Raw genomic sequence first — 25,163 nt, forward strand, 5'->3', positions numbered from 1 at the left:
GGCATCAACCGCTTGCTCGGGCTGCCTGATAAAGGAGCAGGCTGTACCCCAGATAAACGGCGAGCAGTATACCACCTTCAAGGCGGGCCAGTTTTCCCTTTTTGGGCATCAGGTAGGCAAAGCCGGCAAGGAGGAATGTGAGCAATGCCATGGTGCCGTAGTCGCGTAACCTGACACTTTCGCTGATGGGGGTGGGGGCGATCAGTGCGGGCATGGCGGCGACGACCAATAGGTTGAAAAGGTTCGAGCCGATGATGTTGCCCAGCGCGACATCATGATGGCCTTTGATTGCGCTGGCCAGCGATGCTGCCATTTCCGGCAGGCTGGTGCCGACGGCGACAACGCTGAGGCCGATGATCAGGGGGTCCACATGCAGGTAATTGGCCAGTCCGACCGCTCCCCAGACCAGTAGGCGGGAGCCTGCGATCAGGATAGTGAGCCCGATTAACGTCCATGTCATTGCGCGTGCTGAGGAGTAGATCGGGGCTTCGTTCACTTCCTCGGTCAACTCGGGCGGTGCGCCGCCGGCTTTTCGACTGAGCAGCCACAGCGCAACGGCCATCATGGCGAGCAGGATGATGCCATCCAGCCGACCTAGAGAGCCGTCCGTGAAGAGTGGGTAGGCCAGTACCGTTGAGGCCAGCAGTATCGGTAATTCCCGAAGGAGGACGATTCTTTTCAGGGGGAGAGGGGCGACCAACGCCGTCACGCCCAGTACGAGGCCGATGTTGGCAATGTTCGACCCCAGCGCGTTGCCGATCGCCATATCGGGTTCGCCTGATAGCGACGCCGTTGCGGATACCAGGATCTCCGGTGCGGAGGTGCCAAAAGCAATGATCGTCAGGCCAATGATCAGTGGTGAGATGTTATGGTTTCTGGCGTAGGCTACCGCACCGTCAACAAAACGGTCTGCACCCCAGGTGAGCAGGGCCAGGCCCAGGAGTATGGCTAAAAACAGGGTGAGCAGCGTCATGATCGTTTCCGTGTTTGGCGCGCCGGCGCATTGTGCGGGGTAGGCGGATGCTATTCAACCCTGTATGATCCGATCCACCTTTCTTGGCGAATCTAGGTGTTGGGCATACTGGGCTTCTCGAAAAAGGTCTGGAGTGTTCGTTGATTGTCCAGCGATGTCGTGGTTGGGGTCTTTGTCATATATCGGACTGAGATAATTTGGTTTGATGTTTGTGTCTGTGCCTAAGTTGGCTTAATGTTGCCCCGTTTTTGCGAGCCCCTGGCGTCTCCGATACCCAGTTTCCTGTGTTGCCATTGCCATTGTCGGATAGATTCAAGCATTTCGATGGACGGGTGGGTTATCGCCTATACCCGAGAGCTGTGTTGCAGCGGAGCCTGATTGATTCATGAATCCGGATACGTACGTTGAAATACGCGACTTGACCTTTTACCGGGGCAGCCGCTGCATTTTCAATGATGTCAGCCTAAATGTTCCGCGTGGTAAGATTACGGCGATCATGGGCCCCAGCGGTACCGGCAAAACCACACTGCTCAAGCTGATCGGTGGCCAGTTGAAGCCTGACCGCGGGTCGATTCTTGTGGATGGCCAGCCGATAGCGGAACTTGATCGAGCAGCGTTGTACAAGCTGCGCGAACAGATGGGTATGTTGTTCCAGAGTGGCGCATTGTTTTCAGACCTGACAGTCTTCGAGAACGTTGCCTTTCCCCTGCGTGTGCATACCCGCCTCCCCGAAGATATGATCCGCGACATCGTCCTGATGAAGCTTCATGCGGTGGGGCTGCGCGGAGCCCGGGACCTGATGCCTTCCGAGCTGTCTGGCGGAATGACCCGGCGTGTGGCACTGGCTCGCAGCATTGCGCTTGACCCGGACCTGGTCATGTACGATGAGCCCTTTACGGGGCAGGACCCGATTGCCATGGGTGTGCTGGTGCAATTGATCCGGTTGCTGAATGACGCACTTGGCCTTACGAGTATCATGGTGTCCCACGATGTGCCGGAATCGCTGAGCATCTGCGATCACGTCTGCATTATCGCCGACGGGCGGATTATCGGAGAGGGAACGCCTCAATCGCTCAAGCAGCATCCGTCGCCCCTGGTGAGACAGTTCCTCAATGGTCTGCCCGATGGGCCGGTGCCTTTCCATTACCCGGCGACAGACTATCGTTCGGATTTGCTGGAGGCGGATCTTTGATGTTGGATTCAGTGGCCAATCTCGGCAGACGTGCCATGAATTTCATGTCATCGGTCGGACGCTCGGGCCTGTTTTTATCCAATTCCCTGGTTGGCGTACCGCAGCTGCGTACCGGTTTTCCGCTGCTGATGAAGCAGCTCTATTCGATCGGCGTGCTGTCGCTGGCGATTATTGTCGTATCTGGCCTGTTCATCGGAATGGTGCTGGGGCTTCAAGGCTACAACATCCTTATCGATTACGGCTCACAGCAGTCGATTGGCGTTATGGTGGCGCTGACACTGGTTCGGGAGTTGGGGCCGGTGGTGACGGCATTGCTGTTTGCCGGTCGAGCAGGCTCGGCATTGACGGCCGAAATCGGCTTGATGAAGGCAACCGAACAGCTTTCCAGTATGGAAATGATGGGCGTGGACCCCCTCCGACGGGTGATTGCACCGCGACTGTGGGCCGGCTTTATCAGTATGCCGATCCTGTCCATGATTTTCTGTGCCGTCGGTATCTGGGGCGGCATGCTGGTGGCCGTCAAATGGCTGGGTGTCTACGACGGCTCTTATTGGACGAATATGCAGGCGGCGGTGGTGTTCAGTGACGACATCGTCAACGGCATTATCAAGAGTGTGGTGTTCGGTTTCGTGTGTACCTGGATTGCGGTCTACCAGGGCTATGACTGTGTTCCCACCTCGGAAGGGATCAGCGCGGCGACGACGAAGACGGTGGTCTTCTCCTCGCTGGCGGTGCTGGGCCTTGACTTTATCCTCACGGCGGTGATGTTCGGAGGCTTTTGATGCGACAAAGAACCGTGGAAATCCTGGTAGGCCTGTTCATGATCGTAGGTATGGCGTCTCTGGCGTTTCTGGCGATCCAGGTGAGTGGGTTGTCGATACAGGCGCCTGAGCAGACTTACAAGCTATATGCGGATTTCAACGATATCGGTGGTCTGCAGGTTCGCGGTAAAGTATCGCTTGCCGGGGTGACGATCGGCCGGATCGGCGCGATCACACTGGATCGCAAGACCTATCAGGCCAAGGTCGAGATGGATATCTACCGCTCGGTGGATAATATCCCGACAGACAGTATTGCGGTTATCCGCACGGCGGGTCTGCTGGGGGAAAAGTATGTTGATATCTCGGTCGGGGCCGATACCAAAAACATGAAGGCAGGCGATTACTTCTACAGTACTCAGTCTGCTTTGAACCTGGAAAAACTCATTGGCAGTTTTGCCGCCGGGAACAAATAGGCGTTTTTGCGCTCAAATGCGGCGGCCAAATAGGAGTAAAACCGTGGAGAAATCCAAAATCAGCTTACCGGTTCTGGTGATGGCGCTGATGGCAATGCTGCTTGTCCCGCTGACGAGTTATGCGGGCTCCAATGATGAGTTGCGTCAATACGTGGTCGATAACACCCATCTTTTGATGAGTAAGTTGGAGACCAATAAGACTGTCTACCATACCGATCCGGATAAGTTCTATCAGGTCATGGAGGAGTCACTTGGCAACTTTGTCGATTTTAGACGTATTGCCGCACGTGTGATGGGGCGTTATGCCCGTCAGGCGACGCCGGAACAGCGCCATGCATTTCTTGAAAAGTTCAAGCACAGCCTCTTTGATAGTTACGCCAAGGCGCTGGTCGATGCCAAGGATTACCAGATCAACGTGAAGGACGTGATCCCCAATCCGCGTGATGATAGTCGGGCACAGGTTAATCTTGAAGTGGTCTCCGGTTCTGGCAATCGTTATCCGATAACCTATTCCATGTACCGTAACGATCAGGGTAAATGGGTGCTGGAGAATATCATCGTTGAAGGTGTCAATATTGGCCTGGCGTTCCGCGACCGTTTTGAACAGGACATGGAAAAGCAGCGCGGAAACGTGCAGGCTGTCATCGACAACTGGTCGGGTGCCGTCAAGCAGCTTGATGAGAAGCACCCGGGTCAGGGTTCGGCGACCGGGCAGTCCTGAGAATCATGAATCACGATACGACCGAAACCTTCAAGCTTGAGCGTCTGGATGATGGCAGTCTGATGCTTAGCGGTGTCCTTGATCACAGCAATGTGACGAGTGCGCGAGAGTTGGGCGAGAGTCTCCTCGCGCAGGCGGGTCCTGGTTGTACGATCAGTTTGTCAGGTTTGAATAGCGCACACAGTGCAGTGCTCTCCTTGTTGCTGTGCTGGTTGCGCTATGCCGCCAAGCGCCAGCAGTCGCTGGTGTTCGCCGATATGCCCGAGCAGCTCTACGATATGGCGCGTGTCAGCGGCCTGGATGACCTCTTGCCGTTGTCGCGTCAGGAGTCTCGCCCGGACTGATAGATCTGCGGCGCCGGTGATTCTCTGGGGGATCCCTGGCGTCGTTTTTGTCGTTCCTTCTTCCCCCTGTTCAGCCGATCTGTGTAATTCGGTACAATTCCCCTCTTTATCACCGATGCCGGGGCTTTTCATGCAGCAGCAAGACATCGAACAGCGTGTACGCGAACAATTGCCGGATTGCGAAATTCAGGTACAGAGTGACGGTAATCATTACTTGGTCGTCGCCATAGGTGATTGTTTCGACGGCCTCTCGCCGGTCAAACGTCAGCAACTGGTTTATGGCGCGCTGAAAGATCCGCTGGCGGACGGCACTATCCATGCCTTGACGATCAAGGCTTATACACCGGCGCAGTGGGCGCAGCGTCAAAACAGTTGATCCGAAAGTGCGGTGAGCCGCTTGGACTCTGGAGCATCGCCAGCTTTCGATATGGGAACATTATTTGTGGATAAATTGCTGATTCGGGGCGGCAAGCCGCTCGATGGCGAAATTCGTATTTCCGGCGCGAAGAACTCGGCGTTGCCGATTTTGGCGGCGACGTTGCTGGCGGATGAGCCGGTGACGGTAGGTAACCTGCCTCATCTCAATGACATTACGACCATGATCGAGCTGTTGGGACGTCTGGGCGTGGAGTTGATGATCGACGAGAAAATGAGCGTCGAGGTTCATGCCAATACCATTAAACATTTCACGGCACCCTATGAGCTCGTCAAGACGATGCGGGCCTCGATCCTGGTGTTGGGGCCGCTGGTGGCGCATTTCGGTCAGGCTGAAGTGTCATTGCCAGGTGGCTGTGCCATCGGTAGCCGGCCGGTCAATCTGCACTTGCAGGGCCTGGAACAGATGGGCGCCGATATCCGTGTCGAAAACGGCTACATCAAGGCGCGCTGTGACGGCCGCCTGAAAGGTGCTCACTTGTTCCTGGATACGGTAACGGTTACCGGTACCGAGAACCTGATGATGGCAGCGGCGCTGGCTGAAGGTAAGACCATTATCGAAAATGCGGCACGGGAACCGGAGGTCGTGGATCTCGCGGAATGCCTGATTGCCATGGGCGCCGATATTCGCGGGCATGGATCCGCGACTATCGAGATTCACGGCGTTGAGCGCCTGCACGGTTGTCGTTTCAACGTTCTGCCGGACCGGGTTGAGACTGGAACCTATCTGGTGGCTGCAGCAGCGACCGGCGGTCGGGTTCGTTTGAAGGACACTCGTGAGGACTTGCTCGAAGCGGTGCTGCTCAAGCTGGAAGAGGCTGGTGCCCATATCAGTACGGGCAATGGCTGGATTGAGCTTGATATGAAGGGCAACCGTCCGCGGGCGGTGAATCTGCGCACGGCGCCTTTCCCCGCCTTCCCGACGGACATGCAAGCACAGTTCGTGACCATGAATACGGTGGCGGAAGGGATCGGCTCGATTACCGAAACGGTTTTCGAAAACCGGTTTATGCATGTGCAGGAGTTGGTGCGCATGGGGGCAGATATCGCGCTTGAGGGGAACACTGCCATCATCAAAGGGGTTCCCCGCCTGACGGGTGCGCCGGTCATGGCGACGGATCTACGTGCGTCGGCCAGCCTGGTTATTGCCGGGTTGGTGGCGGACGGGGATACCATTGTCGATCGCATCTATCACATCGATCGTGGTTATGAGTGCATCGAAGAAAAGCTGCAGCTGCTGGGTGCCAGTATCCGCCGTTTGCCCGGTTAACGGGGACTGTTGAATGCTATGCCGGACAGGAACATGACACAGACTGTAACCATTGCGCTCTCCAAGGGGCGAATTCTGGACGAAACCCTGCCATTGTTGGCAGAGGCCGGTGTCGAGCCGGTTGACGACATTGCGCGTTCGCGGAAGCTGGTGTTTCCGACAACCCGTCCCGATGTGCGTTTGCTGGTTATCCGTGCCACGGATGTACCGACCTATGTGCAGTATGGCGGAGCCGATCTGGGCGTTACCGGCAAGGATGTTTTGATGGAGCATGGCGCCGAAGGTCTGTATGAGCCTTTGGACCTGAAAATCGCATGCTGCCGTTTGATGACCGCCGGTCGCAAGGACGAGCAAACGCCGGAAGGGCGTGTCCGTGTCGCGACCAAGTTCGTCAATCTGGCGCGCCAGTATTATGCGCGGCAGGGGCGGCAGGTGGATGTCATCAAACTGTACGGTGCGATGGAGCTGGCGCCCATTCTCGGGCTTGCGGACGAAATCGTCGACATCGTCGATACCGGTAATACATTAAGAGCCAATGGACTCGAGCCGAGAGAGTTGATTTGCCATATCAGCTCCCGGCTTGTGGTCAACCGTACGGCCATGAAAACCAAGCATCGGGTATTGCAACCGATTATCGATGACCTGGGCGCGGCGGTTGCCCGTCGGCAGGTCCCGGCCTGATTGATATCCTGGACGCCCGGCGTCCGTCGAATTCGAGGGTGTTATGAGCGCAGTATCCATTCGTCGTCTGAACAGTCGGCAGGCTGATTTTGACAACGCCCTGGCTCAGTTGCTGGCCTGGGACGACAGTGTTGATGCCAGCGTGGGCGAAACGGTGCGTCATATCCTCCGCGATATCCGGGAGCGGGGCGATGAAGCGCTGCTGGCCTATACGGAGCGTTTCGACGGCGTGCAGGCTGGTAGCGTTGAAGAGTTGGAGATCTCTCAGGAACGGATGCAGGCCGCGCTGGCGAAAATTCCAGCGGAACAGCGAACGGCACTTCAGACAGCTGCCGATAGGGTTCGCGATTACCATGAGCGTCAGGCGCAGGCGTCCTGGCGGTATGAAGATGACGACGGTACGGTATTGGGGCAGCAGGTCCTGCCACTGGATCGTGCCGGGCTGTATGTGCCGGGTGGCAAGGCGGCTTATCCGTCATCGGTATTGATGAATGCCATACCGGCCAAGGTTGCCGGTGTCGCTGAAGTCATTATGGTGGTGCCGACGCCCAAGGGCGAGGTCAATGACCTGGTGCTGGCTGCTGCAGCGGTTAGCGGCGTGGATAGGGTCTTCACCGTGGGCGGTGCGCAGGCTGTCGGTGCCCTGGCATACGGAACGGCGACGATTCCTGCCGTCGATAAGATCGTTGGACCCGGTAACATTTTTGTGGCCACAGCGAAGCGCGAGGTCTTTGGTACTGTCGGTATTGATATGATTGCCGGCCCGTCGGAGATTCTGGTGATCTGTGATGGCCAGACCGATCCGGATTGGGTTGCCATGGATCTCTTCTCCCAGGCTGAACACGATGAACAGGCGCAATCCATACTGGTGTGCCCTGACGAGACCTATCTCGACCGGGTGGAAGCCAGCATACGGCGCCTGTTGCCCGATATGGAGCGTTCGGAGATTATTGCGCGCTCACTCTCCGATCGCGGGGCCCTTATTCTCGTCGAGGATCTTGAGGACGCTGCTCGCGTCAGCAACCGGGTGGCGCCGGAACATTTGGAGTTGTCCGTTGCAGATCCGGAAGCGCTGTTGCCGTTGATTCGTCATGCCGGCGCCATTTTTATGGGGCGTTATACCGCTGAGGCGCTGGGAGATTATTGTGCCGGCCCCAATCATGTGTTGCCGACATCGGGTACGGCACGGTTTTCATCGCCGCTGGGTGTCTACGATTTCCAGAAACGCTCGTCATTGATCGGCTTTTCTGCCAAGGGGGCTGATCGCATGGGGCGCGTCGCGTCTGTGCTGGCCCGCGGTGAGGGTCTGACGGCGCACGCCCGTTCTGCCGAGTATCGCATCAAAGAGTGAGGCACCTGGCTCTTCGCTCAGGAGAATCTCCATGGCAAAGCGTGACGATATCATCCAGTTGCTGAATGGGTGGCTGGAACCGGAAAAATTCAAGGATTACTGCCCCAACGGGCTGCAGGTCGAAGGCTGTGGTGACGTCCATCGCATCGTTACCGGAGTCACTGCCAGCCAGGCATTTCTCGATCAGGCTGTTGCCGCTGGGGCCGACATGGTTCTCGTGCATCATGGCTATTTCTGGCGGGGCGAAGATCCCCGCATTCTGGGCATTCGCCGGCGCCGTCTGGCAACGCTTTTCGCCCATGAGCTGAATCTGGCCGCCTATCATTTGCCGTTGGATGCTCATCCGGTCATGGGGAACAACATTCAGCTGGCCCATGTGCTGGACTTCAGAGAGGCAAAGCCGGCGGGGGAGGCAGGCGAGAGCGGTCTGCTGTGGACGGGTACCCTGGAGTCACCGTTGTCGCCGGAAGCCCTGGCGGAGCGCATTGGCGAGCGCCTGAATCGCATGCCGCTGCATGTTGGCGGAGGGGCAGCGGAAATTCGGACACTGGCTTGGTGCACGGGCGCTGCGCAGGGTTTTATTGAGCAAGCCGTCGGGTTGGGAGTGGATGCCTATATCAGTGGCGAGATTTCCGAGCCGACGGTCCACAGTGCCCGCGAGTGCGGTATCCATTATTACGCGGCAGGCCATCACGCTACGGAGCGTTATGGGGTCCAGGCGCTGGGCGCGAAGTTGCAGGAAGCGCTGGACATCGAACACCTGTTTATCGATGTCCCAAACCCTGTTTGATCGAAGGGCTTGCCAGCAATACCCTGCTGGGCGTTGCTGGTGTCGGCAGCGTCAGGCCTTGTCCTTTTTCTCCGGACTTTTGCTGCCCTTCGGTGCGGGCTTGAAGCCGTAGGCCTCTGACAGGGTGCCCTGTTCGTCAGGACTGTCCTTGGGGGCGTAATCGCGGGGCGGTTCGATACTGTCGTCATCCGGCAGCGAGCGATCCCTATGGGACTTCCCTTCAAAGACCAGGGCCTGTTGAGATTCTTCATCGCTTGAAAGGCGGCTGGCGCTGCGGGCCATTTGCTGCTGCAGGTCGCGCTGAACATCATTCAGTCGTCTCAGCAACTGAGCGGATTCCATGAAGTGCGCATTGACGTCCGCCTGATAACGGGTGTGCTCATTACGCAACTCGTCCATCTGTTGTTGTAGGCGCCGCTCGCGGGGGCGAGTGTTGCTGCGGGAACCGGCGGCGACGAAATAACCGATAAGAAGCCCAATCAGCAGTGCGCCGAGGGCAATCAGGATCATGGTGGTTGTCATGCTGTCCTTCTTGGTTCGTACGACTTGTGTGGGCAGTATAGCGCCCTTACAACGCATTGGAACATGCCACCATTGCACCATGCTATACCGCGAATGGATAGATGGTGCCATGCGTCAAAATCAGCGACAATAGCCGGCCGCCGCTTGTCGGTGCGGCGCTCTTCAGTATACAGAGACGGGCAGTAGAATTAATGACACCCTGGCAAAGGTACCAGCAGGATCTTCAAAAGGACGGATTTCATCACGATAAGGCACAGGAATTTGCCGTTCAACGTCTACAGGTGCTGTATGACGCGTTGATCGTTGCCGAGCAACAACGTGATCAGAAAGGCGTGCGACGTCTGGCGTCACGTCTCAGAAGGCGAGGCCACGAGAAGCCGTTGACGGGGCTCTATTTCTGGGGTGGAGTCGGGCGCGGCAAGACCTACCTGATGGATACCTTCTTTGAAGCGCTGCCCTTTGAGCGCAAAATGCGGGTCCACTTCCACCGTTTCATGCAGCGGGTTCATCATGAGCTGAAGCTGTTGCGCGGCACTAAAAACCCGCTGGAGCGTGTCGGTAAGCTGTTTAGCGAAGAAACGGCGGTTATTTGCTTCGACGAATTCTTCGTCTCTGATATCGGCGACGCCATGATTCTCGCGGGGCTGCTGGATGAACTCTTCAAGCGCGGCGTCGCCCTGGTCTGTACCTCAAACATCGTTCCCGACGGTCTTTATAAGGACGGTTTGCAGCGTGCACGTTTTCTGCCTGCCATTGAACTTCTGAAAAAGCACACGGAAGTCGTCAATGTCGATGGCGGGGTGGATTACCGTTTGCGAACCCTTGAGCAGGCCCGGTTGTACCACTGGCCCCTCGACGGGGCGGCGGAAAGCAGTCTCGACAGTTGCTACCGTTCGCTGGCCGTTGAAGCGGGTTGTCATGACCTGGATTTGGAGGTGAACGGCCGCCTGATTCGGGCGCGTCAGCGTGCCGAAGATGTAGCCTGGTTTGACTTTGCAGCGCTATGCGACGGTCCGCGCAGCCAGAACGATTACATTGAGCTTGCGCGCGAATATCACGCCATTATCGTCAGCGATGTTCCTGTATTGGGTGGGGATAAGGATGATCAGGCGCGTCGTTTCGTCAATATGATCGACGAGTTTTACGATCGGCACGTCAAGGTGATTATTTCAGCGCAAGCGCCTATTACCGAACTCTATTCCGGCGGGCGCTTGTCCTTCGAGTTTGAGCGGACCGAGTCGCGGTTGCTGGAAATGCAGTCCCAGGAATATCTGGAGTTACCGCACCGACCCTAGGTCTCCGCTGAGAAAGCCAAAGGGGCGGCCGGTGAGCTGCCGCCCCGATGGCGAACGGTTAAAGCATTTCGATGGCCATCGCGGTGGCTTCGCCGCCGCCGATACAGAGTGCGGCAATGCCCCGTTTTTTCTCTTGGCGCCGCAGGGCGTTCATCAGGGTTACCAGAAGGCGGGAACCTGTCGATCCTACCGGGTGCCCTTGAGCGCAAGCACCGCCGTAGACATTGACCTTCTCCGCATCCAGTCCCAGCTCAATAATCGGCATCATGGCGACCATGGCGAACGCTTCATTGATCTCGTAGAGATCCACCTCGGAAGAGCTCCAGCCTGTCTTTTCGAGCAGGCTCTTGATGGCACCAACGGGGGCGATGGTGAATTCTGCCGGGTGACGGGAATGCGTCGCATGTCCGACGATGCGAGCGATGGGCTTGAGACCCCTTCTGACCGCTTCGCTTTCGCGCATCAATACCAGGGCAGAGGCGCCGTCGGAAATAGATGAGGCGTTGGCTGCGGTGATGGTACCATCCTTCTTAAAGGCCGGGCGCAGAGTGGGTATCTTTTCCAGATTGGCCGTCAGCGGCTGTTCATCGTCTTCAATGATTTGCTCACCCTTCCGCGTGGATACGGTAACCGGAACAATTTCATCCTTCAGCCAGCCTTCCTGAATGGCCTGTTGAGCGCGTTTCAGCGAGCGGATGGCATACTCGTCCATTTGTTCCCGCGTGTAGCCTTTCTGGTCAGCGACGTCCTGCGCAAACGCCCCCATCAGGCGGCCGGTTTCGGCATCTTCGAGACCGTCCAGGAACATGTGATCTTGCGCGGTATCACCGCCACCCATCCGGTATCCTTTACGGGCGTTGAGGAGCAGGTACGGCGCATTGGACATGCTTTCCATGCCGCCTGCGACCATGATGTCGTTGGTGCCGGCACGGATCAGGTCGTGCGCCAGCATGGTCGCCTTCATCCCGGAGCCGCACAGCTTGTTGATCGTCGTGGCGCCGGTCGCGTCCGGCAGTCCGGCTTTACGCATGGCCTGGCGGGCGGGGCCCTGCTTGAGGCCAGCCGGCAGTACGTTGCCGATGATCCCTTCCTGAACGTCTTCCGGTTTGATTCCGGCGCGCGCGATGGCCTCCCGGATGGCGATAGCACCAAGCTCGGTAGCGCTGACGCTGGCCAGAGAGCCCTGAAAACCACCCATGGGTGTGCGTACACCGCTGACGATCACCACACTGTCGTTGCTCATCTGTTTTTCCTCGTTGAATGCTGATACGACCACGTCGGAATGTCCGTGGCAAAAGCGGCATTTTAACCTTTTGCGGGGGTTCGGGCGAGGAGGTGGGTCAGGGGTGAAAAGGGATGCTTTGGGGGAGGGGCCTAAAATTGGTTGAATTTCAGATTAGGGTCTATAGTGATTTCTAGGCTTTTCGCCCGTATTTCCTGAGAAAACGGGTGGTTGTGGGTGAAAAATGGGGATGTGGGAGTAGGCGCTTTATCGTAACACGACGGTAAATTCATACTTTTGACTGATCAAAGTGGTCTTGGCCTCGGCTATATTGCGACCATCGCCTTTTACGCGCGTAACAATCAGAAAGAGCAGCGACTCACATAATAACGACGGAGTAGCGTTCAATGACAAGAAGAACACAACGGTGGCAAAAATGGGTCAAATTGCCGCTGGCCGCCGCAGTTGCAGCGGGTATATCGGCGCAGGCCAGCGCCTTACAATTTTATTTGGGTAGTATGGAGGGATCTTTCGATACCTCATTGAGTGCTGGTGTGGGCATTCGTACCCAAAGCCCTGATCAGAAATATATCGGGCAAGGCAACCTGGGACCTCAATATGCGTACTCAAATATCGGTGCTTCATCCGGTAACTACGATAATGGGGATCTCAATTTTAAAGCCGGCGATATCTACTCCGAATTGGTCAAAGGCACCAGTGAACTGTATTTGAACAAAAGTGTTAACGGCCAGTATCTCTCGCGTGTTGGTGGCTTTGTCCGCGGCCGTTATTGGTATGACTTCAAGCTCAAGCAGAACGATTTCGCGGTTAATTCTGTCGGTGAGCAGCACAAGCTCAATCATGAGGCATTGAATCGTGCTTCCGGTGCCGAGCTGCTGGATGCCTATGTCTACAGTGATTGGAACCTGGGTGATGTGCCTGTCAGTGTCCGGTACGGGCGGCAGGTGCTGAGCTGGGGTGAAAGTACCTTCATTCAGAACGGCATCAACATTATCAACCCGGTTGATGTTTCCGCTATTCGTGCGCCTGGCGCCGAGTTGAAAGAGGCCCTGTTGCCGGTAGAAATGTTCTACATGTCGGCGGGCGTGACCGACAACATCACCCTGGAAGGTTTCGTCCAGACCAAGTGGGCGCCGACACGTATCGACGATTGCGGCACCTTCTTCTCCAATAATGATTTTGTCGGTAACGGCTGTGGCCCGGTCCTGGTCTACGGTGAGCTGTCTGACAAGACGAACCTGGACAACGGCTATATCGTACCTCGGGTGGGAGACAAGCGTCCGGGTTCCAACGACCAGTTCGGCTTGGCGATGCGTTGGTATCTGCCGGACCTGAACGAGTCGGAGCTGGGCTTTTACTTCGTTCATTACAACAGCCGCCTGCCCTATGTGAGCGGCATCGTCAACGATCCGGCGAACGGCAAGGTGTTCCCGAGCTACTTCGTTGAATACCCGACGAACATTCACCTGTATGGCGTCAGCTTGAATACATCGCTGCCGGGTGGCTGGTCGCTGGGCGCCGAGTATAGCTTCCGCGATAACCTGCCGTTGCAGTGGAACGCGTTCGAGCTGATTTACGGCGGATTACAGTTACCTTATTCGCAGCTGTACCAGCAGCAGGTCGCCAACGGCGTAAATCCCGCGACCCTCGCCGGCAAAGAGGTTCAGGGTTACGACCGCTACAAGGTATCCCAGGCTCAATTTACCCTGATCAAGTTCTTTGACCAGGTCATGGGAGCCAGCCGTTTGAGCGTGGTGACGGAAGTCGGTGCTGACTATGTACACGGGCTGCCCAGCACCAATGTGGCACGTTACGGTCGTTCCGGCATCTATGGTATCGGCAGCTTTAACTACCAGACTGCTACTGGGACGATTAGTTGTACAACACCTGCAAATACGACTGGTAACCTCCCAACGAATATCAACACGTCTAATTGTACCAATGATGGCTTCACCACCCGTTTCTCCTGGGGCTACCGTATGCGCTTCGTGCTGGACTACCCGGATGTTATCCAGGGCGTGAACCTGCATCCGCAGTTGGCGTGGTCGCAGGATGTGCAGGGTAATTCTCCTGAGCCGGGTGCGAACTTCATTGACGGACGCAAGTCTGTTGGGCTTTCGCTTAAAGCGGTATACCTGAACAAATACACGGCTGACATCGCGTACACGAATTATTTTGGTGGCCGATATACGACTATGAACGACCGCGATAATGTGATGATGAGTGTCTCTTACTCGTTCTGAGTCGGCCTTATCAACAAGAACATGTTCGTGACGCGAGTCGCTTAGCGTTCATCTAATGAGGTTTTCTTGATGAAATTCAGTAAGAAACTGCTGGCCAGTGGGGTCATTGCTGTATCGATGCTGGCAGGGACTGCCTGGGCGAAAGTTTCGCCACAAGAAGCTGCCAAGCTCGATAACCAGTTGACGGGAATCGGTGCTGAGAAAGCTGCCAGTGCAGACGGACTGGTGCCAGCCTGGGACGGTGGTCTGACCAAGATCCCCGCCGGGTTCGACGGCAACAACTATGTGAATCCGTTTGCCGACGAGAAGCCCCTGTTCGTGATCGATCAGAGCAATGTGGACAAGTACAAGGATCATTTGTCCGCAGGTGAAATTGCGATGATCAAGCGCTACAAGGATTACACGATTCCGGTTTATACCTCGCACCGGACGGTGACCTATCCTGCCGACATTTATGCCGATGCCAAGAAAAATGCGGTTAACACCGAGTTGGTAACCGGCGGCAATGGCCTGAAGGATTTCGACACCGCTATTCCGTTTCCGATTCCGCAGAACGGGCTTGAGGTGATCTGGAATCACATCATGCGCTATCGTGGTCGCTCCCTCTCCCGGGATGTCGTGCAGGTAACGCCGCTGGCCAATGGCGACTACTCGCCAGTGCAATTCCATGAAGATCTTACCTTCAGGACGGCACTGACCGACTATAAGCCTGGCGTAGACTCCAACGTTCTCTTCTACTTCAAGCAGGCGATCACTGCACCCGCTCGTCTGGCCGGTAATGTCCTGCTGGTCCATGAGACCATTGACCAGGTGAAGGAGCCTCGCCGGGCCTGGATATATAACGCCGGTCAGCGCCGCGTTCGTCGTGCGCCCCAGGTTGCCTATGATGGCCCGGGTACGGCATCGGATGGTCTGCGTACCACCGATGACTTCGATATGTTCAACGGCGCCCCCGATCGCTATGACTGGAAACTTCTAGGTAAGAAGGAGCTGTATATCCCATACAACTCCTACCAAATCTTCTCCAAGAAGTACAAGTACAGCGATATCGTCAAGGCTGGACACATCAATCAGAACCTGGCTCGCTACGAGATGCACCGTGTATGGGTTGTTCAGGCAACTCTAAAACCGGGTAAGCGTCACATTTATGCCAAGCGGGTCTTCTACATCGACGAAGATACCTGGGGTGCTTCGGAAGAGGATATTTACGACAGCCGCGGGGAGCTCTGGCGTGTAGCTGAGGCCCATAATATCTACTTCTACGATCAGAAAATTCCCTGGTATGCCCTTCAGGCGATCTACGACCTGCAGTCTGGTCGCTACATCGCGATGGGTTTGACGAACGAAATTCCTAATGCCTATAAGTTCGGGGTGAAGCGTTCTTCGGAAGACTTTACGCCGGCTGCACTGCGGCGGGAAGGCATTCGCTAGTCCAATCTGAGAATCAAAAGGCCGGTGCGAGAGCACCGGCTTTTTTTTGCTTCATCGCACTTTACCGGGAAAAGCGGCTTTGATTTCAAAGAGAAGTCGCTGCCCCGATACCCCTTGTCATACCTGGAGGTTAGCGCTTGCTCCATCGGTAGGGCGCAATAACCGAAGGGCATTGCGCCGCATGGCAGCGGGCAAATTCCGAGTTTAGCTTCCGGGTGTAGTATCGCCGTTGGTCAGTCATGGGGTGTTGTTACACCGAGTGGCGTCTCATTCGGCGCAATGCCCTTCGGTTATTGCGCCCTACGGCTTTTCACGCTAATCCGCGACGATCCTTTTTTTGCCCGCTTTGCGCGACTCATACTTTTGTATTACTCTTGCCGCAAAACAACGGTTAATTAGGCCTTTTGCTCTTAGATATTGGCACTTTAAAACGAGTGTTCCAGTGAGCCTCAGAGGCTGGTTGTCTTCGACTCCTTTTTGGACTTGAGTGCAACCTCTCACTTACCGGTTTCAGGCTCAAGCGAAGGTCCGACAGATCAAGTCGGTAATCACCAGACGCCACAAGCGTATCCAGAACCGTTGTCATCACAATTTATCGTACAGCCCGAATACCTGTTTTGTAGGTCTGGGCTGTCGCATCAATAATCCGTTTCCTGATCAGTGCATTGTCCGAGAGCAGACGGACCGAGTGCTCGGGAGTGAGTGTTGAAAATTTTTCCTGACAATCAGGCCGCTAATGACCATATCGGCGTTCTGGGAGAAATAAAGGCGCCCCCTGGTGAATTGCGTTGGGAGTTATTGCGATCCCGTTGGCGAGTGCCGGCTTTGGCGGACGAGCTCGTGCCGAGAAAGCATCTGATGAAGGTGTTCGATGCGACGCGGGCGGGGGAGTCACTGCTGTTGAATGCTCCCGCCGGTTATGGGAAAACTCAGGCCATTCGTCTTTGGCTGGACGACGCCATTGCCGCTGGCAAGGTTGCCTGGTTGAGTGCCGAAGCCCGGGACAATGATCCCGAGCGTTTTGTTGGACTCTTGGCAGCCGGGCTATTGACGCCCCAGCAGTGTTCGGATCATGCCCGGCATCCATTACATTCACAGTTGTCTGCGTCAGACCGTCTGACGTTGGCTTTGCGCGCTTGGCAGGATTCAGAATCCCCGATTGAGTACCTGGTCCTGGATAATCTGGAGCAGTTCGAATCGGATGTCGTCGAACTTATTGTGCAGCTCCTGAAGGAGCTTCCGCCAACGTTGTCGCTGCTTATGGCTGCCCGCCGCCAACGTATATTGCCCCTGCAATCAGGTACATTGTCCAGGCAGTTCCGATTGCTTGGCGAGTCGGAGTTGGCATTAACGCTGGATGAAACGCAGCGCTGGTTCGAGCCGTTGCAACGGCTCGGCGTCATCTGCCCTCGTCGAATTGAGCAAGTCCACCTGCACAGTGAGGGGTGGATTGCACCGCTGGCTTTATACCGCCGAGCTTTGGCGCAATTAGGCGCCGGCCTGGGGAAGATGGTCGAGTTGCCGGAGATTGGACGCTTTTTCGAAGATGTCGTGCTGGCACCATTTGCTGGCAAGCTCTCGCTTCCGTTGTCCTGGATTGCCGAGCCTAAGGAGTTGAGTGAGGCCCTCCTTCAGCAGTTGGGGTGGCATGTGAATGATGCGGCGCCAGGGCGTCAATTGGCGTGGCTGGCTGCGGAAGGCTTACCGTTGGAGCCCGTTTCTGCAAACGGACAACGTTGGCGATTGAATCGCCTGCTTCGTGATTGGCTTGAATCAGAGCGAGCTGAAGGCCGCCAGGAGCGGTTGCGGCGCTTAGGTGAATGGTTGTTCCAGGAAGGGGATATCGCTGCCGGAGCAGCCTGTCTTAGGGGAAATATACCAACACAGCACCTTCAGGCCATGCTGTCGCAGGAGGCCGAACGTCTTCTGGGAAACCAGGATCTTCGCGGTCTCTATGACCTGTTCGCAGGCCCTGTGGAGCCGGAAGACCCAGCGTTGAAGCTTGTATATGGCTGGTGTCTGGCGTTGTCGGGGCGCTACCGGGAGGCAGTTGACCTTGCCGAGGAACTGCACCCTGCGCTTCCGTTACCGCTGTGTGCGCGGCAACGTTTACTGATTGCGTTCTCCGTGCGAGAACAGGGGGATAGTATCCGGGCTCAGGCTATTGCCGAGCAGGTTCTCGGGATGGCGTCAGAGGATCTGTCCGCCGGGGCTAAGCGGATGGCATTGTTGTTGCGTGGGGGTGTTTACGCGGGCAACTATCGCTTCCAGGAAGCGAGAGATTCTCTTCGGGCGGCCATTCGCTTGAGCCGTGAGCAGGGGGATAACGCCGGCGAAATGGTTTGTCTCTATGAGCAGGCTCGGATTGAGGTTGCCAGCGGGTACCTGGGGCGGGCTCTGTCACAATTGCAGGCGGGGTTGGCGTTGGCTTCAGAATCGCCTGTAAACCAGAGTCGTATTGCTCAATCCCGTCTTTTGGACGCCATGGCTTGGCTTTTCTGGCACCGTGGTGAGCGAGAAGCTGCTTTGTGTCAGGTGGCCCTGGCCGTTGATGAAGCCTTGAAGGTTAAGGATGTCGCGGTCTTACGAGGTTTCGTACTGAAGAGCCTTTTGGCCCGGGCAAACATGGATCTCGACGGGGCTATGCATTGGTTGGATGAAGCTGAACGCCATATGCAGCGTTGGCAGGTTGACGACGTCGTGTATCTGCCCATGATCTCGCTATGCCAGGCGATGATTTGGATAGATCGACAGGTGCCGGATGAAGCGGCTGCCTGTCTGGCTCGGCTCGATAGTTATCCGGCCCTACCCGCGTCGGAGTTATTCCCCTGGTTGCCGGGGATGGCTGAGCTGGTCGATATTCGCCTGTGCATTCATCAGGGGGATATTCCTGCGGCATTAACGCGCTTAACGAGACTGCAGCAACGCCATCTGTCCCTGCCGCCCCTGTCTGTCCAGGCCTTGCATTTGCAGCTTCTGCAGGTGTTATGTTTTCAGAAGAACGGACGTCCGGAGCAAGCGCTGATCACGTTACGGCAGGCTGTAGAATTGGCAGCCACTGAGCAACTTGTCAGTCCCTTTGCCGAAATGCAGACGGATTTGAGGGGGCTCGTCGCTAAGCTCTCGGTTGCTGGTGCGCAGAGGGAGTTCTTGGCGTTCCTGCAAGATCAGTTGGGTTGTGCCGAAGTGGGGGCCACGGATGCTCCGGGTGGACTCCCTGTGGAGCCGGTCAGTGATCGTGAGCTCGGGGTGTTGGAACTGATTGCGTTAGGGTTGTCGAATCAGGATATTGCCGACCGCCTTCACATTTCCCTGCATACGGTTAAAACCCACGCACGAAAGATCAATGCCAAGTTGGGGGTTCGGTCGCGCACACAGGCGATCGTGCGTGCGCGGGATTTGGGCCTCCTGTAGGTCTGCTGAGCGTTGCTCTGGCCTTAGACGGCTGCAGGGAAGCGTGCCCTTAGCTGGGTCAGACGCTGGTCCTTGTCTTCCCACAATTTTCCAACCCATTGCTGAAACTCATATCGGAATGCTTCATCGTTGACGTAGTCTTTGCCGAGGAATGTCTCTGGAATGGGCAGCTTGCGGATATCGATGACAATGCGCCGGATCCTGCCGCACAGGAATGCCCAGAAGCCGGTGATTCCATCGGGATAGAGTATGCTGATGTCGAGCAAGGTGTGCAGTTGTTCGCCCATGGCACCCAGTACAAATCCAACACCGCCGGCTTTGGGGCGTAGAAGGTTTTGGTAGGGTGACTGTTGCCTGTCGTGTTTGGCCTGCGTAAAGCGGGTGCCTTCCAGAAAATTGAAGACGGTGACGGGCGTATATTTGAACTTTTCACAGGCGCGCCGAGTCGTCTCAAGATCCTTGCCTTTCAACTCGGGCCGCTTCTCCAGCAGCTCCTTCGGATACCGTTTCATAAACGGAAAGTCCAGTGCCCACCAGGCGATGCCCAGTAAAGGGACCCAGATAAGCTCCCGTTTGAGAAAGAACTTCAGTAATGGGATACGGCCATTCAGCGCGAATTGAATGGCAGGAATGTCAGCCCAGGATTGATGATTGCAGGTCACCAGATACCAGTCTCGCTGACTCAGTCCTTCACGCCCTTCGATGATCCATTCGGTACGGTGTAATAACGCTAGAAACAGGCCGTTGCTGGTGATCCATATGTTGGCGATGCCGATCAATAGACGTGTGCAGAGCCTGCGCGACGAGCGCAATGGTATCACTAGCTTGAGGATCGACAGCAACAGCAGCGGGGGATACCAGAACAGGGTGCTCATGAGAATGAGCGCAATCGCAAAAACGCCTTTCAATGGCGCTGGCAAAAAATCCAGCATGGATCACGTGTCTCCGATACAGCCTAGGGTACTACGACGCGCTGGGCGCAGACGCAAACGAAGGGGGTTTCCGTTGTTTGTCCGGATTCAATCAATGGGAATCGGCGCGGGCATTATGCGTGACCCCCGAATTGTCGTACAGCTTTTTGAGTACAGCTGTATGCCCAGTGAGAGGGGGGATGGGTTGGTTTACTTTACTGGCTAGCCCCTTTGTCGGCGTCACTGCCGAGAAGGCTGTCGACGTGCTGCTTCGCCTGTTCCCGGATTTCCGGAGTGACATGAGTGCCGAGTGTGGCGATGGCTGCCAGCATTACGCTGAGATCGTCGGTGTATCCAAGAATGGGGGTAAGGTCTGGGATGGCATCGACGAAGCTGATGAAATAGCCCAAGGCGCCGATGATGACCGTTTTACACCAGCGAGGTGTTTCCGGTGCCCGTAGTGTCAAGTAGAGTGTAAAAGCCGCATCCAGCGGCAGCGCTCCGACCGTTCTGGCGCCCCTTTTTACCTTACGCCAAAAGCCGGCTCTGGAATAACGACCTGGCTGCGAATCGCTGTCGTTGGGTATTGGCATGGTGGCCGGGGCAGTATGCTTCACATTCACCTCCAATGCAGTGACGTGTTTCGCTAGGCTCCCTTTATAGTACGCTTAATTCGATTCTTGCGGTAATCAAGCAACGTCAGCCTTTCTAAGAGGCGCGTGCAGAAAGAAGGTCGGCATGCAGATGCATCTCCCGAGGCATATCTTACTCACGCTTGCGTCGGTTCAGCTGTAACGAGTCGGCCCGTACAATCCCCGTTTATCCACTCTTGATGGTGCTACCGGACCCTGTCGGGACTTTGGTGTTGTCCATCATTTGTGCCAGTTGGCTCAGGGTGCCGTCATCCAGGCCACCGGCCATGAGCTCCTTGAACTTCTCATCGTAGTACTGGAGGTTGTTATAGCGAATCATGCCCATGATGTCATGGACGTAGGTTTTCCCCTTCTGCGAGTAGCTGCCCAGCCCCTTTGCCAGGGAAATCCCGCTGGGAAACTTATTGTTGTCCCTGAGGGCTTCTCGCATTTTGCGCAACTTCAGGTAGCTGGTATGGCGGTTCAGGTTAGTGATATAGCTACGAATGGACTGGTAAGGCGAATCAAAGCTTGCCACTTCGTGACTGGCGCCATCCGCCCGCTGTTTGGGAACGATGCCGCAACCGGATTGGAAGCACCATTGTCCAAAAAGGTTGTTACCTTCTCGGGCAAAACGGGAGGTTCCCCAGCCCGATTCATTGGCGGCCTGAGCCAGAACGAGTGATGGAGGGACGATATCCATCCGGCGATCGAGCAACTTATACATCTCAGGACTGCCTATGGGGGCATCGATAGCCAACCGCTTACACTGTATCCGCAACCACTGTTTGTCTCTGTCGTTGAGCGTTGTCTTTGCCTGTAATGCTTGCAGGTGTTGACGAAGCTTGAGAATACGGGCGTTCGCAAGCACCACTCGAGGAAACAGGAAGGCAAAGAAGTGTGCCTTCCTGATTTCTGTTTCCTGATAGCGGTTGAAGTTCGGTAGCGGCGCCAGTGCCCAGTTCGGTAGTGGCGGAAGGACGGATTCATCAACGTTGTTGGATACGGCCATCTGTTTTGACATCCAGGCGCCAAGACCGAATGCCAGGATCAGCGCTATACCGAGTGTCGTCGCATGAAAACGTGCCCGCATGGAACCTTCTCTTATGATCGGAATATGTCGGGATTGTAACAGTCTGCGACGCTGCGTAACGTCGAAATTTGTAATCGTTGGTATCGTCAGGTGGCCGGAGCGAAGACAACAGTAATGGTCAGTAAAATGTCGGTGACACAGGTTCTTACCCGTGGCGCGACTGCTCGACGGAAAAGTTACATGGGGGGTGTTGGGAGAGGTGGCGGTCGCCCCTGTCGAGGAGCCGGGCGACCGTCTATCACTTATTGGCGATAGCCGAACAGCAGGCCAACTTCCTGGTTCTTTGTATCTCGCACAGAGAGGATCAGCAGGCTGTGGTTACTATCGGGGCTGACATAGCCGTCGAGCGTGAGAGTGCCGGTGCCGTCGGTAAACGTTACCTTGGCTTCTCCGCTGGCGCTCAGAGTCATTGGGCTGCTCGACGTCAGGGTGAAGGGCGAAATCGCCAGGGGCTTTGAGACTTCTTGCGAGGACAGCGTATGCACCGCTTTGACGCCGCTGAGATTCAACGTCGCGTTGTAGGCGGAGTCAAGACTGAGCGTGCTGCTGTTGTACTGGCTCAGGGTGTTGGTCGAATTGTTCATGGCCAGCGAGACACCTTGCAGCTTATAGGTGATGCCACTGATTACGGGTGTTGAAGACGGTTGTTTCATGGCGAGCATCATGCCTTGCCCGTCATCGGTGTTCGCGATCATAAAGCCGGCGAGATTGCCATCGGGACTGGCGGCACCGCTTTCAGTCACGGCTGTGTTGCTGGAGTCCGTATGGACAAAGGTCAGTCGCCCGGTGACCCCCGTCGGATCTTCCTGGCCCGCGCCAATCGTCCAGCTTTGGGTTGGAAGTGCGATTGTAATGGGGGCGGCGGCAACATTGCTGTTGTCACGGGAAATCTGCGTTCGGCTTGGCGCACCCGCATCGGTGATGGTTTGGCCGCTGATGAGCCAGCTGTGCAGGGTGGTGGCCACGGTAATCGGGGTGGCGGTTTCATTGAGCAGAACAGCAAAGGATATGGCGTTGTAGTTGCCTGACAGCGTTGTGGGCGTGACGTATTGGGGGGGAGTCGAGGTTTGCACTGGCTTGGCAATATTGAATTCCAGTTCTCCGGTATTCATGTCCTCCAGTGTCCGCTGCCGCTGATACGTGCTGGAGGTTTCGGTCAACTGGATGGCTTTGCCTGAATGGAAGTAGCTGCCGATCAGTGCGCTTGGGCTAGCTGCACCACCGTACAGGAATCCGTCGAAGAAGTAGGGGTTTGGAGACCAGCCGATCAATGTTGAGTCTGTGGCAGTGGTTACACTTTGCAGCTGTGCGCGGCTGGTCAGCAGGAAGCTGTCCGATCCTGCCTGATTATTGACGATTGCCGCGGCACCGGGTGAGGCGGCGTGTGTATTGGTTTGCCAGTCGAATTTGGTCGTGGGTGTGCCGTCTGTTTGCTGTTGCAATGTGCTGCGGTCGTAGGGGACATCGGTCCCGATGGAATTGATGGCAAATCCGAACAGGCTGAACGAGGCGAGGGTCGAACCTGGGTAGGTATAGCTGCTGCCGTAGGCGTCTGTGCTCAGGACCCGCACCGATGATCTCAGCCCCCACTGACCCGCCAGGGTCGTGGCCGTTGGATAGGCTTGGTCCAGTTCTGCGCCAAAGACCAGCGCATTGAAATCTACCGAGCTGGCGGCAATCTGCTCCGACACGGCGGCAGCATTATCCACCATTGTTGTCTCGATACCGTTAATGAAGTTGGTAAAATCTATTCGCGTTCCAAGAAATGAAACGGCCTGGTCTTCATTCAGGGTATCCGGAATATCAATTTCGAAACTCTGTACCTGATTGGAGAGGGAGGGCCACAGCAGTTCGCTGACGCAGAGTGACTGCGTGTCGATACAGTTGAGAATGTTGCTGAGCTGGGTCGAGGAAAAGCCGGTACTGAAAACGTTCTTGACCAGATACTCGGAGAAGGGGTTGATCAATATGTCTCGAGTTTCGTTGGCGGCCGGTGCGCTTACGGTAACGGTACCAATCGACGTATCGACATCGGCCTGAACGATAATGTCTGGTCTCAGCGGGGTGCCATTGGGGAATTCACCCTGCTCGAAAGTGAGGACTGTAGAACCGTCGGTATCGGTTGTCTGCGTGAAGGGATAGGACTTGATAACGTTCAGTTCCTGCGACACCTGCTCGACACGAAGGTTGCTGGGCTGCACGACATTAAGGTTGCGATGCGTGGCGGTACCATTCGGTACGATGGCTTTCGGCAACTGCACGGTGACGCGAATCTGGTAGGAGGTCAGCCCTGATGAGGTCGTGCCTGAGGACGTTGAGCCGCTGTTGAAACCCGACGAGTTACTGCTCGAGGAGGTTGGCGGGAAGGAGTTGGGCTTTAACGACCCATTGTCGCCGGCTCCGCCACAACCGCTCAGGATGAAAATAACGGGTAAAAGCAGTGACAGCCTGAGGGCTATTGGGAGAGACATGCATCAACATCCATTTGGCACATAAAAGGATGTTGATATTCTATCATGAGGAAAAGCGTCAAAGTTTGCTCAAGCGCACAGGGCGTCGGTCGTGGCCCTTATCTTGGGTGTCAATAAGGGCCAGAGCGATCTCGGAACGTCGCTTAAAAATACAACTTCATGCCGGCCATGAGACCGTTGTCCAGGACCCGGTTATCGCCATGTTCCGGCTCATAGCTGACGTAGCGGTAGCCTGCGTATACCTCCCCGTTACGAATGACCCGGTAGCTCACCCGGCCATCGAAATCCCAGATATGATTCGCTGCGTCAAAGGACAGTACGTTCGGCGCGTAGTGGATAGCACCACCGACCGACAGCCCGGGGACCTGCGGGATGTTGACGGTGGTGAAACCGCCGATTCCGATGCCGCCACCTTTGACCCCGTTGTCGTTGAAATACAGGCCCCGTACCCCGAGACCGGCCGTCGCGGGCAGGTTACCCAGTGCGGTACGTCCCTGTGCATGGAAATCGAGGTTGAAGATATTTCGGCTGCCTGTGTGATAGGTGTACCCCGCGCCAACATTAATGGGCGAGCGGCTGTCCATGGCATTTACCTGAGCCCTGGCGGAGTGGTTGGTCAAGCTGAGATCGAGGTCGCCGGCGAAGGCAGGCATGGCGGCACATGCGGTTATCAGGACGGTCAATGTCTTTGCTTTCATGGATCACCTCGAAAGTGAACGGCGTGAATGGACTATAGCGCTCCTATCCTCGCTTTCAGCGGCCTGACGTTGTGAATAAGGCTCCGCTTGGGGCGCTAGAGGGAATGGAGGCGATGTTAGCGATACGTTAGGTGGGCCTCAACTTACCACTTTTTAAGGAAATATTCAGCGCTTCACTGAGCCACAGTGGTTTTGCCCGGATACAGTGGTTTTCGGCCT

The 25,163-nt window shown here is 56.1% G+C and carries 22 protein-coding genes; 14 read left to right on the forward strand and 8 right to left on the reverse strand.

Translation table 11 applies throughout. The features are described from left to right. Positions 1-4 precede the first annotated feature (4 nt). Positions 5-973, reverse strand: coding sequence for a calcium/sodium antiporter (locus CLR77_RS08000; protein WP_097460107.1), 969 nt, complete (start codon positions 971-973; stop codon positions 5-7). 385 nt (positions 974-1,358) lie between these two features. Between CLR77_RS08000 and CLR77_RS08005 the strand changes: the two genes are divergently transcribed. From CLR77_RS08005 to CLR77_RS08050, 10 genes are all read left to right on the forward strand, one after another. Beyond that, positions 1,359-2,165 (forward strand): ATP-binding cassette domain-containing protein, encoded by an 807-nt coding sequence (locus CLR77_RS08005; protein WP_097460108.1) that lies wholly within the window; start codon positions 1,359-1,361, stop codon positions 2,163-2,165. Next, positions 2,165-2,947 carry a lipid asymmetry maintenance ABC transporter permease subunit MlaE gene (mlaE, locus tag CLR77_RS08010; protein ID WP_097460109.1) on the forward strand — a complete coding sequence of 261 codons (783 nt, stop codon included), beginning with the start codon at positions 2,165-2,167 and terminating at the stop codon, positions 2,945-2,947. Before CLR77_RS08005 ends, mlaE begins: the two co-directional genes overlap by 1 nt. Further along, positions 2,947-3,399 carry an outer membrane lipid asymmetry maintenance protein MlaD gene (gene mlaD, locus CLR77_RS08015; protein WP_097460110.1) on the forward strand — a complete coding sequence of 151 codons (453 nt, stop codon included), beginning with the start codon at positions 2,947-2,949 and terminating at the stop codon, positions 3,397-3,399. Before mlaE ends, mlaD begins: the two co-directional genes overlap by 1 nt. Positions 3,400-3,442: 43 nt before the next feature. Continuing rightward, positions 3,443-4,120: an MlaC/ttg2D family ABC transporter substrate-binding protein gene (locus CLR77_RS08020; RefSeq protein ID WP_227519851.1), complete on the forward strand. Its 678-nt coding sequence runs from the start codon at positions 3,443-3,445 to the stop codon at positions 4,118-4,120. A gap of 5 nt (positions 4,121-4,125) precedes the next feature. Beyond that, on the forward strand, positions 4,126-4,464 hold the full coding sequence (locus CLR77_RS08025; protein WP_097460112.1) for an STAS domain-containing protein: 339 nt from the start codon (positions 4,126-4,128) through the stop codon (positions 4,462-4,464). Between the two features lie 130 nt (positions 4,465-4,594). Further along, on the forward strand, positions 4,595-4,840 hold the full coding sequence (locus tag CLR77_RS08030) for a BolA family protein (RefSeq protein ID WP_097460113.1): 246 nt from the start codon (positions 4,595-4,597) through the stop codon (positions 4,838-4,840). 66 nt (positions 4,841-4,906) lie between these two features. Then, entirely contained in the window at positions 4,907-6,169 is a 1,263-nt protein-coding gene (murA, locus tag CLR77_RS08035) for a UDP-N-acetylglucosamine 1-carboxyvinyltransferase (RefSeq protein WP_097460480.1), read from the forward strand. Positions 6,170-6,202: 33 nt separating this feature from the next. Then, positions 6,203-6,850, forward strand: a complete 648-nt coding sequence (hisG, locus tag CLR77_RS08040; protein WP_097460114.1) for an ATP phosphoribosyltransferase — start codon at positions 6,203-6,205, stop codon at positions 6,848-6,850. Positions 6,851-6,893: 43 nt separating this feature from the next. Beyond that, on the forward strand, positions 6,894-8,201 hold the full coding sequence (gene hisD, locus CLR77_RS08045) for a histidinol dehydrogenase (protein WP_097460115.1): 1,308 nt from the start codon (positions 6,894-6,896) through the stop codon (positions 8,199-8,201). Between the two features lie 31 nt (positions 8,202-8,232). Then, the gene (locus tag CLR77_RS08050) at positions 8,233-8,991 is read left to right on the forward strand and encodes a Nif3-like dinuclear metal center hexameric protein (protein WP_097460116.1); all 759 of its coding nucleotides are present in this window, start codon (positions 8,233-8,235) and stop codon (positions 8,989-8,991) included. Between the two features lie 51 nt (positions 8,992-9,042). Here the strand turns inward: CLR77_RS08050 and CLR77_RS08055 are convergent, their stop codons facing one another. Next, positions 9,043-9,513, reverse strand: coding sequence for a YhcB family protein (locus CLR77_RS08055; protein ID WP_097460117.1), 471 nt, complete (start codon positions 9,511-9,513; stop codon positions 9,043-9,045). Between the two features lie 191 nt (positions 9,514-9,704). Between CLR77_RS08055 and zapE the strand changes: the two genes are divergently transcribed. Continuing rightward, entirely contained in the window at positions 9,705-10,808 is a 1,104-nt protein-coding gene (gene zapE, locus CLR77_RS08060; protein ID WP_097460118.1) for a cell division protein ZapE, read from the forward strand. A 58-nt stretch (positions 10,809-10,866) separates the two neighbouring features. Here zapE and CLR77_RS08065 read toward each other — a convergent pair whose 3' ends face one another. After that, complete coding sequence (locus tag CLR77_RS08065) at positions 10,867-12,051, reverse strand: thiolase family protein (protein WP_097460119.1); 1,185 nt, start codon at positions 12,049-12,051, stop codon at positions 10,867-10,869. Positions 12,052-12,437: 386 nt separating this feature from the next. Here CLR77_RS08065 and CLR77_RS08070 point away from each other — a divergent pair, with 386 nt between their 5' ends. The 3 genes from CLR77_RS08070 to CLR77_RS08080 all read left to right on the forward strand — a co-directional run bounded on the left by CLR77_RS08070 (position 12,438) and on the right by CLR77_RS08080 (position 19,139). Next, positions 12,438-14,294 carry a DUF1302 domain-containing protein gene (locus CLR77_RS08070; RefSeq protein WP_097460120.1) on the forward strand — a complete coding sequence of 619 codons (1,857 nt, stop codon included), beginning with the start codon at positions 12,438-12,440 and terminating at the stop codon, positions 14,292-14,294. A gap of 69 nt (positions 14,295-14,363) precedes the next feature. After that, complete coding sequence (locus CLR77_RS08075; RefSeq protein WP_097460121.1) at positions 14,364-15,725, forward strand: DUF1329 domain-containing protein; 1,362 nt, start codon at positions 14,364-14,366, stop codon at positions 15,723-15,725. 705 nt (positions 15,726-16,430) lie between these two features. Further along, positions 16,431-19,139, forward strand: a complete 2,709-nt coding sequence (locus tag CLR77_RS08080) for a LuxR C-terminal-related transcriptional regulator (protein WP_097460122.1) — start codon at positions 16,431-16,433, stop codon at positions 19,137-19,139. 23 nt (positions 19,140-19,162) lie between these two features. Here CLR77_RS08080 and CLR77_RS08085 read toward each other — a convergent pair whose 3' ends face one another. The 5 genes from CLR77_RS08085 to CLR77_RS08110 all read right to left on the reverse strand — a co-directional run bounded on the left by CLR77_RS08085 (position 19,163) and on the right by CLR77_RS08110 (position 24,944). Then, positions 19,163-20,071, reverse strand: coding sequence for an acyltransferase (locus CLR77_RS08085; protein WP_097460123.1), 909 nt, complete (start codon positions 20,069-20,071; stop codon positions 19,163-19,165). A gap of 194 nt (positions 20,072-20,265) precedes the next feature. Continuing rightward, the gene (locus CLR77_RS08090) at positions 20,266-20,667 is read right to left on the reverse strand and encodes a YkvA family protein (RefSeq protein ID WP_227519852.1); all 402 of its coding nucleotides are present in this window, start codon (positions 20,665-20,667) and stop codon (positions 20,266-20,268) included. 202 nt (positions 20,668-20,869) lie between these two features. Beyond that, on the reverse strand, positions 20,870-21,775 hold the full coding sequence (locus CLR77_RS08095; protein WP_097460124.1) for a glucosaminidase domain-containing protein: 906 nt from the start codon (positions 21,773-21,775) through the stop codon (positions 20,870-20,872). Positions 21,776-22,017: 242 nt separating this feature from the next. Next, positions 22,018-24,246, reverse strand: coding sequence for a hypothetical protein (locus CLR77_RS08100; RefSeq protein WP_143269379.1), 2,229 nt, complete (start codon positions 24,244-24,246; stop codon positions 22,018-22,020). Between the two features lie 143 nt (positions 24,247-24,389). After that, positions 24,390-24,944 (reverse strand): YfaZ family outer membrane protein, encoded by a 555-nt coding sequence (locus tag CLR77_RS08110; protein ID WP_097460127.1) that lies wholly within the window; start codon positions 24,942-24,944, stop codon positions 24,390-24,392. Positions 24,945-25,163 lie beyond the last annotated feature (219 nt).

The organism is Mangrovitalea sediminis (assembly GCF_002514725.1).
In the GTDB taxonomy this organism is placed as follows: Bacteria; Pseudomonadota; Gammaproteobacteria; order Pseudomonadales; family Oleiphilaceae; genus Mangrovitalea; species Mangrovitalea sediminis.

Coding starts and splice junctions, on each gene's coding strand:
- CLR77_RS08000 (WP_097460107.1), bottom strand. CDS start 973: ATGACGCTGCTCACCCTGTTTTTAGCCATACTCCTGGGCCTGGCCCTG.
- CLR77_RS08005 (WP_097460108.1), top strand. CDS start 1,359: ATGAATCCGGATACGTACGTTGAAATACGCGACTTGACCTTTTACCGG.
- mlaE (WP_097460109.1), top strand. CDS start 2,165: ATGTTGGATTCAGTGGCCAATCTCGGCAGACGTGCCATGAATTTCATG.
- mlaD (WP_097460110.1), top strand. CDS start 2,947: ATGCGACAAAGAACCGTGGAAATCCTGGTAGGCCTGTTCATGATCGTA.
- CLR77_RS08025 (WP_097460112.1), top strand. CDS start 4,126: ATGAATCACGATACGACCGAAACCTTCAAGCTTGAGCGTCTGGATGAT.
- CLR77_RS08030 (WP_097460113.1), top strand. CDS start 4,595: ATGCAGCAGCAAGACATCGAACAGCGTGTACGCGAACAATTGCCGGAT.
- hisG (WP_097460114.1), top strand. CDS start 6,203: ATGACACAGACTGTAACCATTGCGCTCTCCAAGGGGCGAATTCTGGAC.
- hisD (WP_097460115.1), top strand. CDS start 6,894: ATGAGCGCAGTATCCATTCGTCGTCTGAACAGTCGGCAGGCTGATTTT.
- CLR77_RS08050 (WP_097460116.1), top strand. CDS start 8,233: ATGGCAAAGCGTGACGATATCATCCAGTTGCTGAATGGGTGGCTGGAA.
- CLR77_RS08055 (WP_097460117.1), bottom strand. CDS start 9,513: ATGACAACCACCATGATCCTGATTGCCCTCGGCGCACTGCTGATTGGG.
- zapE (WP_097460118.1), top strand. CDS start 9,705: ATGACACCCTGGCAAAGGTACCAGCAGGATCTTCAAAAGGACGGATTT.
- CLR77_RS08065 (WP_097460119.1), bottom strand. CDS start 12,051: ATGAGCAACGACAGTGTGGTGATCGTCAGCGGTGTACGCACACCCATG.
- CLR77_RS08070 (WP_097460120.1), top strand. CDS start 12,438: ATGACAAGAAGAACACAACGGTGGCAAAAATGGGTCAAATTGCCGCTG.
- CLR77_RS08075 (WP_097460121.1), top strand. CDS start 14,364: ATGAAATTCAGTAAGAAACTGCTGGCCAGTGGGGTCATTGCTGTATCG.
- CLR77_RS08085 (WP_097460123.1), bottom strand. CDS start 20,071: ATGCTGGATTTTTTGCCAGCGCCATTGAAAGGCGTTTTTGCGATTGCG.
- CLR77_RS08095 (WP_097460124.1), bottom strand. CDS start 21,775: ATGCGGGCACGTTTTCATGCGACGACACTCGGTATAGCGCTGATCCTG.
- CLR77_RS08100 (WP_143269379.1), bottom strand. CDS start 24,246: ATGTCTCTCCCAATAGCCCTCAGGCTGTCACTGCTTTTACCCGTTATT.
- CLR77_RS08110 (WP_097460127.1), bottom strand. CDS start 24,944: ATGAAAGCAAAGACATTGACCGTCCTGATAACCGCATGTGCCGCCATG.